Origin of the sequence: Streptomyces lucensis JCM 4490, from assembly GCF_014650035.1 — a bacterium.
In the GTDB taxonomy this organism is placed as follows: domain Bacteria; phylum Actinomycetota; class Actinomycetes; order Streptomycetales; family Streptomycetaceae; genus Streptomyces; species Streptomyces lucensis.
This window is the reverse complement of sequence record NZ_BMUE01000006.1, coordinates 139,148-151,728: the sequence shown is the minus strand read 5'-3', so window position 1 is coordinate 151,728 and position 12,581 is coordinate 139,148. Positions and strand designations below refer to the sequence as shown.

Annotated in this window: 12 protein-coding genes and 1 tRNA gene; 4 read left to right on the top strand and 9 right to left on the bottom strand. The window is 72.1% G+C overall.

Going from position 1 to position 12,581, the window contains the following annotated elements; genetic code table 11:
* Nucleotides 1–73: 73 nt before the first annotated feature.
* A complete protein-coding gene (locus IE177_RS15915; RefSeq protein WP_190015985.1) occupies nt 74–1,486 on the bottom strand; it encodes a SpoIIE family protein phosphatase in 1,413 nt (470 codons plus the stop codon).
* A gap of 611 nt (nt 1,487–2,097) precedes the next feature.
* On the opposite strand from IE177_RS15915, the gene IE177_RS15910 reads away from it, so the two are divergent.
* Nucleotides 2,098–2,763 carry a bifunctional DNA primase/polymerase gene (locus IE177_RS15910; protein ID WP_190015984.1) on the top strand — a complete coding sequence of 222 codons (666 nt, stop codon included), beginning with the start codon at nt 2,098–2,100 and terminating at the stop codon, nt 2,761–2,763.
* A 54-nt stretch (nt 2,764–2,817) separates the two neighbouring features.
* Nucleotides 2,818–3,453, top strand: a complete 636-nt coding sequence (locus IE177_RS15905; protein WP_229816063.1) for a hypothetical protein — start codon at nt 2,818–2,820, stop codon at nt 3,451–3,453.
* Between the two features lie 258 nt (nt 3,454–3,711).
* Here IE177_RS15905 and IE177_RS15900 read toward each other — a convergent pair whose 3' ends face one another.
* The 3 genes from IE177_RS15900 to IE177_RS15890 all read right to left on the bottom strand — a co-directional run bounded on the left by IE177_RS15900 (nt 3,712) and on the right by IE177_RS15890 (nt 6,710).
* Nucleotides 3,712–4,701: a DUF5926 family protein gene (locus tag IE177_RS15900; RefSeq protein ID WP_190015983.1), complete on the bottom strand. Its 990-nt coding sequence runs from the start codon at nt 4,699–4,701 to the stop codon at nt 3,712–3,714.
* Between the two features lie 335 nt (nt 4,702–5,036).
* On the bottom strand, nt 5,037–5,675 hold the full coding sequence (locus tag IE177_RS15895) for an ATP-binding protein (RefSeq protein WP_190015982.1): 639 nt from the start codon (nt 5,673–5,675) through the stop codon (nt 5,037–5,039).
* 207 nt (nt 5,676–5,882) lie between these two features.
* On the bottom strand, nt 5,883–6,710 hold the full coding sequence (locus tag IE177_RS15890; protein WP_190015981.1) for a glycerophosphodiester phosphodiesterase: 828 nt from the start codon (nt 6,708–6,710) through the stop codon (nt 5,883–5,885).
* Nucleotides 6,711–6,978: 268 nt separating this feature from the next.
* Here IE177_RS15890 and IE177_RS15885 point away from each other — a divergent pair, with 268 nt between their 5' ends.
* The gene (locus IE177_RS15885) at nt 6,979–8,400 is read left to right on the top strand and encodes a S1C family serine protease (protein ID WP_190015980.1); all 1,422 of its coding nucleotides are present in this window, start codon (nt 6,979–6,981) and stop codon (nt 8,398–8,400) included.
* A 73-nt stretch (nt 8,401–8,473) separates the two neighbouring features.
* On the opposite strand, the gene IE177_RS15880 is transcribed toward IE177_RS15885, so the two are convergent.
* The 4 genes from IE177_RS15880 to IE177_RS15865 form a co-directional block, all read right to left on the bottom strand.
* A complete protein-coding gene (locus IE177_RS15880; RefSeq protein WP_190015979.1) occupies nt 8,474–8,995 on the bottom strand; it encodes a hypothetical protein in 522 nt (173 codons plus the stop codon).
* A 2-nt stretch (nt 8,996–8,997) separates the two neighbouring features.
* Entirely contained in the window at nt 8,998–9,495 is a 498-nt protein-coding gene (locus tag IE177_RS15875) for a hypothetical protein (protein ID WP_190015978.1), read from the bottom strand.
* A 29-nt stretch (nt 9,496–9,524) separates the two neighbouring features.
* A complete protein-coding gene (locus tag IE177_RS15870) occupies nt 9,525–10,817 on the bottom strand; it encodes a WXG100 family type VII secretion target (RefSeq protein ID WP_229816062.1) in 1,293 nt (430 codons plus the stop codon).
* A 118-nt stretch (nt 10,818–10,935) separates the two neighbouring features.
* Nucleotides 10,936–11,376: a hypothetical protein gene (locus IE177_RS15865; protein WP_229816061.1), complete on the bottom strand. Its 441-nt coding sequence runs from the start codon at nt 11,374–11,376 to the stop codon at nt 10,936–10,938.
* A 249-nt stretch (nt 11,377–11,625) separates the two neighbouring features.
* Between IE177_RS15865 and IE177_RS15860 the strand changes: the two genes are divergently transcribed.
* Nucleotides 11,626–11,712 (top strand) — tRNA-Ser (locus IE177_RS15860).
* A gap of 140 nt (nt 11,713–11,852) precedes the next feature.
* Here IE177_RS15860 and IE177_RS15855 read toward each other — a convergent pair.
* A complete protein-coding gene (locus IE177_RS15855; RefSeq protein WP_190015976.1) occupies nt 11,853–12,455 on the bottom strand; it encodes a GNAT family N-acetyltransferase in 603 nt (200 codons plus the stop codon).
* Between the last annotated feature and the right edge of the window lie 126 nt (nt 12,456–12,581).

Here is a 12,581-nt window from a genome sequence, read left to right as displayed (position 1 = left end):
CCATCATCGTACGGTCGTACCCAGGTGGGACCGGGGCCGGATGAGCTGTTATGGCCGGTCATCGCATGGCGGGTCAGTCGAAGCGCGCCGCCAGCAGGACCACGTCCTCCACGCTGTCGGCCGTGTCCAGGCCGTCCGGCAGGACGGCGCGCAGGACGTGGTCGGCGACGGCGCCGGGGTCCTGGCGCAGCGCGCGGGGCACGCTCGCGGCGGCCGCGTGCAACCGGGCGAAGGCGCGGTCCATCGCGTCGCCGGTGCGGTGCAGCAGACCGTCGGTGTAGAGCAGGACCGTCTCGCCGGCCTCCGCCTGGATCTCCACGCTGGGCGCCTCCCAGCAGGCGAGCATGCCGAGCGGCGCGGAGACGGACGTCTCGGCGAACTCGGTGCGCCGCTCGCCGATCAGCAGTGGCGGGGTGTGGCCGGCGCCGGCCAGGGTGACCTTGCGCAGGGCCGGCTCGCAGTAGGCGAACAGGGCGGTGGCGGAGCGGGCGGGCTCGGTCAGCCGCAGCAGCAGCTCCAGGTCGGACAGGACGGCGACCGGGTCCTCGCCCTCCATCACGGCGTAGGCGCGCAGGGAGGCGCGCAGCCGGCCCATCGCGGCCACCGCGCTCGGCCCGGAACCGGTGACCGAACCGACCGAGAGGCCGACGGCGGCGTCCGGCAGCGGCAGCGCGTCGTACCAGTCGCCGCCGCCGCGCGGGCCGGTGCGGTGCCGGGCGGCGAGCTGCACACCGGCCACCCGGGGCAGTCGGGAGGGCAGCAGCTCCTCGGTGATGGTCGCGGCCCGCGCGCGCGTGCGTTCCACTTCGAGCAGCCGGGCGAGGTGCTCGGTGGCGTGCCGGACGTAGAGGCCGGCGAGGTGGCGCCGCCGGTCGTGCGGTTCGGCCGGTTCGTCGTAGAACCAGACGGCGGCGCCGAGGCGGCCGGCGTGGTCGGTGGCGAGGGGCAGGGCGTAGCTGGCGGCGTAGCCGAGGCGGGCGGCCACTTCGCGGTGGCGGGGGTCGAGTCCGTCCTCGGCGAGCAGGTCCGGGTGGAGGATCTCGCCGGTCCCGGCGAGGTCGTAGGGCAGCGCGCCGTGCGGGACGGTCTCGATGTGGCCGAGGTCGGCGCGGCCGAGGCCGAGGCCGGCGGTGGTGCGTGGGCCGAGTCCGTCGCCGGGTTCCAGGACGAGCATGCCGCGGCGGGCGCCGACGAGGGCCGCACCGGCCCGCAGCAGCTCGTGCAGGGCGGGGTCCAGCGCGTCCGTGCGGGAGAGGCGCTCGGTGAGTTCGTGCAGGGTGGTCAGGTCGGAGACCCAGCCGGCGAGCCGGTCCTGGAGGAGGGTGCCGGGGGCGGGGGCGTGTGGACCGGGGGCGGTCGTGGGGACCGGATGCGGGTCGGGGGAGGGACCGGTGCCGGGCGCGGCGGGAGTGGGCGCGACAGTGTGTGCGGGTGCCGGAACCGCTGGGTCGATTCCGGCCACTTTCGAAGGATGCGGGGCGCTCATGGCGTCCGGCTTTCAGACCGGTGCGTTTTGCTGAAAAGCATCGCAAACCCCCATGTCATTCTGCGCCGCTAGCAGTGTCTCCACATGTACACGCACTCGTGAGGGGATGTCCAGCATTGTCCTGCCGGGATTACTGGTGTCCGTGAGTGGGACGTGGGTTTTCCGCTAAGCCCTTGCCTTACTGCCAAGTTGGCTGAAAACTGCCTGAGGTATCGGTCCATTGCGGTCGACTGGCCTTGCTCCACAGAGCGTCACAGCGGTCGTGATGGGTACGTACTCGGAGAAGGCCAGGGGTGGTTGGGGACCACCCGGAACCTGGCGACGGACCCGGGCGTCATAGCCACCGACGGCCGAGCCCCATCCTCCCGTGGCGGAGGCGGAGAGAAACACGCGCGACGGCAAACGCCAGGCTTCGCCACCCCCGTGCCGCACCCGAGCTTCCGGTAGTCGCACCACGGAAGCGGACGCGGCCGACGCCGGACCCCTTGGGGTTCCCCCCGCGGTGTGCGGGGGTGTGATGCGCCAACAGGTACGCCCAGTGAAGTGATCGACACATGGTGTGAAGTGATCCACGGTGTTGCCAGCGGTGCAACGGAAAGGAACGAGCGCTCATGCGCGAGATCCTCAAAAGGCGACGCAGGCTCCTGTCCAGGCGGAACGATGGGAAGCCCGAGCCGATCAGCGCGGCCCTGACCTTCGCGACGGAATGGCAGTGGCCGGTGCTCCCGGGCGTGGCCCCGGACCCGCGAGGTCGGGCCCGCTGCGCCTGCCCCGACCCGGAGTGCACGGTGCCCGGCGCCCATCCCTTCGACCCCGGGCTGCTCGCGGCCTCCACCGACGCGCGCATGGTGCGCTGGTGGTGGACCAACCGGCCGGGCGCGCCGGTGATCCTCGCCACGGGCGGCCGGGCGCCCTGCGCGGTCAGCCTGCCGGCGCTCGCCGCGTCCCGGGCCCTCGCCCTGCTCGACAAGCGGGGCATGCGCCTCGGCCCGGTGATCGCCTCGCCCACCCGCTGGGCGCTGCTCGTGAAGCCGTACTCCATGGAGCAGCTGGGCGAGCTGCTCTACGCCAAGGACTTCGTGCCCGGATCCCTGCGTTTCCACGGCGAGGGCGGCTACATCGCCCTGCCCCCGTCCGAGACCGGCCAGGGCGCCGTCCGCTGGGAGCGCGCCCCGCTGCCGGGCTCGTCCTCGCCGTGGGTGCCCGACGTGGAGGCCGTGGTGGACGCCGTGGTCGACGCCCTCACTCGTACGGGTGTGAGCGCGCCCGAGTTGTAGGGGTGTCGGGCGCGGACGGGCCGGACGGGCCCCGGCGCTCGTTATCTTCCGCACATGGTGCGTCATTCCGGGGGCCACCGCGCCCCACAACCGCCCCGCGGCGGGCCGGACCCCCGAAGGCTCCGGCTGCTCGCCCTCGTGTGCGTCGTGGCGGCAGCGGTCGTGCTGCCGCTGGCCATGGCGTCCGCCGGGCAGGTGGGCGACACGGCACCGGCGGCCGGACCGACGTCCCCGGGGGGCGCCGGTGCCGGAGAACGGATGGACGGTCGGGAGGTCGGCACCACCGCGAAGCGGGTCGGCGACGCCAAGGACCCCACCGTCGCCCCGAGCCGCTCCCCGCTGCTCCTCGGCCTGGGCCTCGCCACCGCCGCGAACTGCGGTCCGGCACTCACCTCGCCCGAGGGCATCGAGGCGCAGACCTGCGTCCTGACCCAGGGCGCGGACACCTGGGCGCGCACCTACTACCGCAACGCCACCGGCGGGCCGCTGGACTCCGTGCTGAGCCTGATGGGGCCGGGCGGCCGGACCGTGCAGATGCACTGCGCCACGGGCGCCGACGACGAACCCGCCACCTGTGAGACTCCCCGTGAGCACAGCCGGGGCGGCCCGGGAGGCTACACGGCCGTCACCGAGTTCGCCGAGAGCGGGGACGGCGGGGCACTGCTGCTGCGTTCCGGCAGCAACTCATAGGCCTGTATGAGGAGTTGACGTTCGCCGGCGCCGTGCAAGCGCTTGCGGACATGGAATGGCCCGGTTGCTGGCGACGGGGGATGCACCAGCAACCGGGCTACTGGAACGGTAACAAGAGATCGCCGGTTCGCAAATTCGGTCCGGGGCATTCGGCCACCGATTTCCCTGTCACGCCGGGGAGTTGTGACAGGAGTCACCTGTTGTGCGGGCTGCCGTCACGGCTGACCGACCGGTCAGCCGTGACGTGCGCGCGGGGCGTCAGCTGAGCGTGACCTGCCGGTTGGTCAGTCCGCCCCGGGCCCGGCGCTCGTCCGGCGTGAGCGGCTCCTGTACGGCAAGGGCCGCGGCGAGGCGCTCGGCGAACTCGGCGGCAGGCTTCTCCACGTCGTCGGCCCCGACGCCGCTCGGCAGGTCCCAGACCGGCACGGTGAGGCCGTGGGCGCGGAAGGAACCCACGAGCCGGGTGCCCTCCCCGAGGCGGGAGCGGCCCGCCGCGTGCAGCCGTGCGAGAGCGTCCAGGAGCTGCTCCTCCGGATGCGGCATGACCCAGCGCAGATGGTTCTTCTCCGGGGTCTCGCACCAGTACGCGGCGTCCACACCGGCCAGCTTCACGGTCGGGATGGCGGCGGCGTTCGCGCGCTCCAGGGAGGCGGCCACCTCGGGTGTGGCGTTCTCGGCGTCCGGCACCCAGAACTCGAAGCCGCTGTGCACGACCGGTTCCAGACCGGCCTCGGCGTCGAGCAGTTCCTGCAGCCGCGGACCGTCCACCGGGGCGCGGCGGCCCTGCACCGGGGTGCCGGGCTCCGCCTCGAGGGCCCGCAGGAGGGTGTCGGCGAGGTCGCGGCTGATGTCGCCGGACGCCGTGTCGTTCTGCAGGCCGATCAGGACCGAGCCGTCGTCGCGGCGGAGCGCGGGCCAGGCCATCGGCAGCACCGTGGCGAGGGTGACCGACGGGACGCCCTCGGGCAGGCCGTCCTTGAGGGTCAGCTCGGCCGTCGCGGCCGGGACCAGCTCGCGCAGCGCCACCCAGTCGCACTCGCCCGGCAGACCCTCGAACGGACGCTGCACCAGCTCGGTCGCGGCGTGTGCCGCGGCCCGGCCGTGACACGCCTTGTAGCGGCGGCCGCTGCCGCAGGGGCAGGGTTCACGGGCGCCGACAACCGGAACCTGTCCATCAGCACCTACGGCGCCGGCCGCGCCGCTGAGCTGCGGCCGCCTGGCCTTCGTCTGGGGTCGCTTCTTGGCCATCGTGGGGTCTCCCGGTTACGGCTCTTCGCGTACGGCGGGAGCCTAGCCGTTCAGGCCACGACCGACGGGCACCTGTGGACGACGCCCCCGCGCTCGACGCCACTGGTGTGAACCTGTGGATGTCTCACCTCGCCGGCGCGTCCCCGGCCGGGTGTGTCCCCGGCCGGGTGCCTCCGTGGCCCGTACGTCCTGCCCGGTGGGTCCCCCGCACTCGGTGTGTCTCCGGTACCCGTCGCGTCCCCCGCACCCGTCGCGTCCCGCGTCCCGGTGTGTCGGCGTCCGCTCGGCGCGGGGTCGCCGGGCCGGCCCGGTCCGGGGGTCAGTCCCTTCGGGGGTCAGTCCAGGTCCTCGAACGCCTCGGCGAAGTCCAGGACGGACATGTCCGCGAGCGCGGGGGCAGGGACGCGCGGGGAGAACCCGTCGCGTCGGCACCCGGCGTCGGGATCGTGCACGTCGTCGTGGACCACCACCCAGACCGTCACCTCGCCCCGGACGTCGTCCCGGACGCCCCAGTCGTCGGCGAGAGCGGTGATGATGTTCAGCCCCCGGCCGCCGTGCGCGGTCACCGACGGTGTGGCGGGCGCGGGCCGGGTCGGACCACCGCCGTCCGTCACCTCCACGACGAGCCGTCCCCGCGGATCGACCCGCCAGGCGGCGAGGACGTCACCGTCGCCGGCCGGCATGTTCCCCAAGGGACGCCCGTGTTTGCAGGCGTTGCTCAAGAGTTCGGAAAGGATCAGTACGGCATCGTCGATGACCGATTCCGCGACGCCCCCGCGGCGCAGCTGCGCGCGCATCCGGTGCCGCGCCTCCCCCACGCCCGCAGGGCCATGGGGTACGGCCATGCTCGACGACGTGGGCACCTCCTGTGCCACCACCAACGCCACCCCCGAGACCTCCTTTGCCCCACGCCACGGTGTGGATGCCCCATTGGCCTGTACCGGAAACCGGCCAATCCTCTTCCGCTGACGCATTCGACACGGTCGTGCACGGAGCGAACGCGCCGGAGCACTCCCTGTGACGTGCCGCCGTCCGCGACGGTGCGCGCGGGCGACGTGTGGCTGGAAACAAGTGGTGTGGCCGAGACGGGAGGATCCTGTACTTCCGCCAGCCGGGTCAAGACCCGCGCACGGCTCTTTCACCCGCCTCTTGGGAATGTGCCCGTGCCGTGCCCGCCCGGATCAGCGGCCGAGCTGGTCCAGCACCGCGCGCGGACGGTTGGTGATGATGGCGTCGACGCCGAGCCCGACGCACAGGTCGACGTCCTCGGGCTCGTTCACGGTCCACACGTGGACCTGGTGACCGGCGTCTTTCAGCCGCTGCACGTACAGGGGGTGGCTGCGCACGACCCGGATCGAGGGGCCCGCGATGCGCACGCCCGCGGGGAGCCGCCCGTCACGCAGCCGGGGCGAGACGAACTGCATCAGATAGACGGTCGGCAGGGCCGGCGCCGCCGCACGCACGCGGTGCAGCGAACGCGCCGAGAAACTCATGACCCGGACCGGGGACTCGGCGGCGGAGGCCGGGGCGGCAAGGCCGAAACGCTTCAGCAGCGTCAGCAGGCGGTCCTCGACCTGCCCGGCCCAGCGCGTGGGGTGCTTGGTCTCGATGGCCAGCTCCACCCGCCGCCCGGCGTCCGCGACCAGCTCGAGCAGCCGCTCCAGGGTGAGCACGGAGGTGTCCGCCGGGTCCTCCGGCGGATGCTCCCAGTCGGGCTCCTCGTCCCGCCCGCGCCAGGCCTCGCGCGTCTTCCAGGAGCCGAAGTCGAGTGCGGCGAGATCGGCGAGTTCCAGCGCGGAGACGGCGCCGCGGCCGTTGGAGGTACGGTTCACCCGCCGGTCGTGCACGCAGACCAGGTGGCCGTCCGCCGTCAGTCTCACGTCGCACTCGAGGGCGTCCGCGCCGTCCTCGATGGCCTTCCGGTAGGCGGCGAGCGTGTGCTCGGGCGCGTCCTCGGAGGCGCCCCTGTGGGCGACGACCTTGACGGAGTGCTGCAGTGCGTGGGTCACCGCGTCATGGTGCCACCGGTGCCGGGTACATGGGGCGGCGCGGTCGGCGTCCGGCAGTGTCCGACGGGCGTCCGTGCGCCGGACGAGGGTATACGCCCTACCGGTTTAACTGAATTTTACTTATATAACTTTTGCCTCAAACATCCTATATAAAGGGGACTCCCGGACCCACAGCCACCGCTTATGGTGCTCTGACGGCCCATGGGAAAAGCTGACCGCAGACGAACGCGACCGACGACGACCCAGGCGTGGATCTAGGAGAGAAGCTGTGAGCACCGAGAACGAGGGCAACGCGGTACCCCCGGCCCCGTCCGCACCTCCCGTGCCGGTGGCCTCCCCCGACGCCTTCCCCCAGGGCCACCTGCCCGAAGGGAACGCGCCGACGGCTCCGCTCCCGCCCGTCCCGGCCTCCGCGGAACACGGCCGGGCCGCGCACCAGCCCGGCCCTGCGCCCGACGGCTCCTGGCCGCCCCCGCCGCCGGCCACGCCGTCCTACACCGACGGCGGTGCCGGTGGCGCCGCCGGTGCCGGGTGGGGAGCCTCGTACCAGCAGCCCGCCCCCAAGCCCCGCGGCGGACGCGGCGGACTGGTCGCCGCGGTCCTGGTGGCCGCGCTGGTCGCGGGCGGCCTCGGCGGCGGTCTCGGCTACACCCTGGCCAAGGACAACGACAACGGCGGCTCCACCACCGTCTCCGCCTCCGACGGCAGCGCCGCGCAGGTCAAGCGCGCGCCCGGCACCATCGCCAACGTGGCCGCGAGGGCGCTGCCCAGTACGGTCACCATCGAGGCCGAGAGCAGCAACGGCGAGGGCGGCACCGGCACCGGGTTCGTCTTCGACAAGCAGGGCCACATCGTCACCAACAACCACGTGGTGGCCGACGCGGTGGACGGCGGCAAGCTCACGGCCACCTTTCCGGACGGCAAGAAGTACAACGCCGAGATCGTCGGCCACGCGCAGGGCTACGACGTCGCCGTCATCAAGCTGAAGAACGCCCCGTCCGACCTCAAGCCGCTCGCCCTCGGCGACTCCGACAAGGTGGCCGTCGGTGACGAGACCATCGCCATCGGCGCCCCCTTCGGCCTGTCCAACACCGTGACGACCGGCATCATCAGCGCCAAGAACCGCCCCGTGGCCTCCAGCGACGGCAGCGCCAGCAGCAAGGCGTCGTACATGAGCGCCCTGCAGACCGACGCGTCCATCAACCCGGGCAACTCCGGCGGCCCGCTGCTGAGCGCCTCCGGCGCGGTCATCGGCATCAACTCCGCGATCCAGTCCTCCAGCAGCGGCGGCTTCGGCTCCGGCCAGTCCGGCTCGATCGGCCTGGGCTTCGCGATCCCGATCAACCAGGCGAAGTACGTCGCCCAGCAGCTCATCAAGACCGGCAAGCCGGTGTACGCCAAGATCGGCGCGTCCGTCTCCCTGGAGGAGTCCACCGACGGCGCCAAGATCACCGACCAGGGGGCGGCAGGCTCCGCCGCGGTCGAGTCCGGCGGCCCCGCGGCCAAGGCCGGCCTCAAGCCCGGCGACGTGATCACCAAGCTGGACGACCACGTCATCGACAGCGGCCCGACCCTGATCGGCGAGATCTGGACCCATGAGCCGGGCGACAAGGTGACCGTCACCTACAAGCGCGGCGGCCAGGAGCACACGGTGGACCTGACCCTGGGCGCCCGCGAGGGCGACAGCTGACCCGACCGACCGCCACCCGCGCGTGAAGGGGTGCCTCTCCCGGACACCGGAGAGAGGCACCCCTTCACGCACTTCAGAGCCTGAACACGCCCCGCCAGGTCCACCCGGCCGCGAGCACCGTGTCCCGCAGGGGATCGCGCATGTCACGCGAGTCGAACAGGACGACCTTGTGCCGGCGGCCGTCCGGGCCCCGCTCGTACGTCCACTGTTTCCTGACGTACGGCCCGCGGCTCCACCGGCGCGACACCCCCCTGCGCGGAGGATTGCCGACCAGCGCCACCTCCCGCACCTCGTCGAGGACGTGCACCTCGCGCCCGTCCGGGACCAGGCGCATGCGGGCCTTCATGTTCCGCTCCACCTTCTCCCCGACGACGGAGTCGCCCAGCGCGGGCAGCACGACCTGCCACTCCGCCACCAGATCCGCCTTCTCCGCCCCGAGGGCCGCGCGCACGCGGAACGGCACGCCCGTCCCGTTGAGCGCGAGCAGCGCGTCCCTGACCTGCGCGGCGGGAAGCGGGGTGATGTCGCCGGCCGGGTACTTGGTGCCGGTCCGCCGGTCCCGGTAGCGGGCCCACAGGTCCCGCAGCCCGCCCATCGCTACGCCTCCTCCGGGACGTCCGGCCGGACGGTGCGGAGGAACTCCTGGAAGTCCCCCAGGACGGCGTCGTGCTGCGCCGCGGTGGCGGTCAGCGCGATCCTGACCAGCCCGCGGCGGTGCGGGTCCCGCTCGTCCACGACGAACAGGTACACCTGGGACTGGACGAGGTCACGGAGCGTTCCGTCGACGACGGCCGAGATGGCCAGCCGCTGGGTCAGGGCGGGGGCGTCCCCGGAGCCCACCTCGCGGCGGTCGACCACCTCCACCGACCCGGCGCCCTCACGCAGCTGTTCCACGGAGGCGTCGGCGAGCTGGGCCGGCGTGACCCCGTCGAGCGGGAAGCCGCCGTCGATGGTGATGTTGGCGGCGAAGCCCTCGTCCGGTCGCGGGTGCACCGCGGCGAAGGCCACTCCGAGGCTTTCGTTCTCCTCGGCCGGGGCCACGAGCCAGTCCTCGGGCGGCCGGAACTCGAGCGGCACGGGCAGTGTTGCGGGCATCTCGGGCCCTCCTTTCACGGGGGAGCGGATCAGAACAGGCCGACGACGGAGTCCTTGACGGAGCCGGCGAAGTCGCCGACCGCGTCGGCGGCGTCACCGACACTCTTCTTGAACTTGTGCGGATTGAAGGTGATCTCGACTCCCGCTCCCGCGCCGATGGCCTCGGAGACGAAGCCGTCGGCGCCGATCTTCCAGGTGCCGTTCTCCTTCTTCCAGCCCGCCCAGGCCTCCACACCCTCACCGACGCCGCCCTCGGCCGACCCGCCGATGCCGATGCCGGCGAACTCCACACCCCCGGCGATGCTCTGCTTGGCCCCGTAGAAGGCCTTGGCGTTGACCGTGGCCTCCTCCTTGGTCAGCTTCGCACCGACCGAGGCCTCGGCGCCCGCGAATCCCTCGGTACGGCCGTACACGCCACCGTAGTCCCCGTACTCCGCCCGGACCTCCCCCAGGTCCCGGACTCCCACGGAGGCCTCGGCCTTGGCGACCAGACCCTTGTTGTTGAAGCCGTAGTTGGCGGTGGCCCGGGCTCCGCCGTAGACGTCGCCGATCCCGGAGAGCTTCCAGTTCCCCTTGGTCGCGGTGCCCTTCGCGGTCAGGTGGAACAGGTCGGCGTACGCCTTGACCGAGCCCTCCTTGCCGTTCTTGGGGCCGGGGGTGACGGTGAAGCCGACGTCGGGTCCGGTGAACTTGAACTCGCCGTCGGTGACCCACCCGTCGGTCTTCGTGTGCACGGGCTTCTGTTTGGCGTAGGTGTCGACGTCGCCCTTGGCCTGCCCGTTGAAGCCCGTGAGGGTGCCGTCGCCGATGTCGCCGTCGAGCACCACACCCTCCAGCGCGGCCTTGACGTCGGAGTCCGCGTCCACGGCGTCCTTCACCCGCTGGTCGATCAGCTGCTGCCAGGAGGTGACGGACTTGCGGACGCTGTCCTGGTAGTCGGGGTCGTGGACGTAGGCGGTGTGCTCGCCCTGGGTCAGTTTCGCGGTGTCGAACGACACCACGCCCTGGTCGGAGACCTTCATGCCGGCCTCCACGGCGTCCTTCCGGGCCGACTCCAGCTTGCCGCGCGCGCTCGTGAACTGCGTGTGCGCCTCCCGGAGCAGGGATGCGACGGCCTTCGCCTCGGTCTGGGCCTTCTGGAACTCCTTCAGCGTGATGTCGAAACGCTTGTTGGCGGCGTCCGCGCTCAGGCCGATCCAGCTCGGGCCCATGGATATGCCGTGGACGTCCCGGCGGTACGCCGTCTCCTGTTCATGGAACTTCTTCGCCATGCCGTCCCAGCGCTCGGCGGCAGTGGTGAGCGCGGACAGGTCCGTCGTCATGATCTCGTGATAAGTCGGCATGAGTCCCCGTTGTGCGTGATGGTGTCCGGGCCACGCGTGCGTACGCCGTCGCGGGCGCGGAGGCGTGGGTGAGGCGGCCCGTGCGGCCGCGGTGCCGTCAGTACTGGTCGAGCGAGGAGGAGGTGCGCACGCGCGAGCCGACCCCGAGGTCCGTGCCCTGGAACACCGTGTTGGTGCTCCGCAGGGCCGCCTTCTCCGACGACAGCCGGTTCATCAGGTTCTGCACCTGCTCGCCCCACGTCTTGTGGGCGGCCTTCAGGGCTCCCGAAGTGAGCCAGCCGTCCCCGTCCTTGGCCTGCAACGCCTTCACCGCGGCGCCGGTGTCGTCGTCCGCCCAGTCGCCGGCCTTCCTGGTGTCCGGCTCGATGTGGTCCTGCAGGGCCTTGGCCGCGGCCTGCTTCTCGGCCGGTGAGGACGCCAGGTCCTTCCGGCCTCCGCCCGCCCCTGCGCCCCCTGAGGGCCCCGCGGATCCTCCGGGGTCGGAAGGGATCTGGTTCAGCCGCATCCCGACGGACGGGCCCGGGCCGTTGTCTGTCATGCCTGTCTCCCCGTGTGTCGCCGTGTGGCACCCGAGTTCAGGACAACCACACGTCCGTGCTCCAGACGTACGGTAGTGCGTCCCAGGCCCGCCCGTCGTACCCGTCGGGTGACAGCGGTGAGGGAAGACGGCCCCCGTCCCCGCCGGCCCGTGACGGGCCGCTCGGAGCGCCCGCACGGCAGCCGCGCCCCCACACACCGGCCGTGGCCGGTAATCTGTACCCGCGCCGCTGGTCTCCGGCGGCAGCGGGGAGGCGTGCCCGAGCGGCCGAAGGGAACGGTCTTGAAAACCGTCGTGGCAGCGATGTCACCGTGGGTTCAAATCCCACCGCCTCCGCGCGCTGAACAGTGAGAACGGCCCCCGACCTGTGGTTCCGGTCGGGGGCCGCTCCCATGTCCACGTGCTGTGACTGCCCGGTGTTCCGTGGTCCCCCACTCGATCGGGCAGGACAAGACGCCTCGATCCGTTGTTCGGGGTCAGCCGGCACCGGGGGGCGGGACTCGGTGGGCGGGAACCGGCTCGGACAACGGCTGCCACTCCCGCCTGATCAGCCCGTAGACCCACGAGTCGGAGACCTCGCCGTTGACGACGCAGTCTTCCCGCAACGTCCCTTCACGTACGAAGCCGAGCTTCTCCAGCACGCGGGCGGAAGCCACGTTGCGCGTGTCGGTCTCAGCCTGGACGCGGTTCAGGTCCAGCGTGTCGAACGCCCATCGCAGCAGAGCGCGCGCGGCCTCGGTGGCGTAGCCGTGACCCCACGCCGCATCGTCGTAGCAGTAGCCGAGCGAGGCGCTGCGGTACTCCGGATTCCACCTGCCCAGGGTGCACCAGCCGATGAACGCCCCGTCGGAGGAACGGTCCACGGCCAGCCGGACCCCGGTGCCCTCCTGTGCCATCTGCCGGCAAGCCGTGATGAACCTCTCGGCGCGCGCGCGTTCGCGCCACGGTGGCGAGTCCCAGTAACGAAGCACGTAGGCGCTGCTGTGCAGTGCGAAGAGGTCGTTCGCATCCGTGTCTTCGAAGGCACGCAGGCGAAGGCGAGCGGTGTGCAACGAGGGGGTGGGCAGCGACGCCCTCATGTTCCCTCCCTGGTCGGTGGCCGATCATTCAGACATCCGACGCCGGTCACTCGCAACGGGTTTCCGGCGGGCCGGCAGAACGACCTATCCGCTCAGCCCGTGAGGGCCGCCGCATGGGCGGACGCC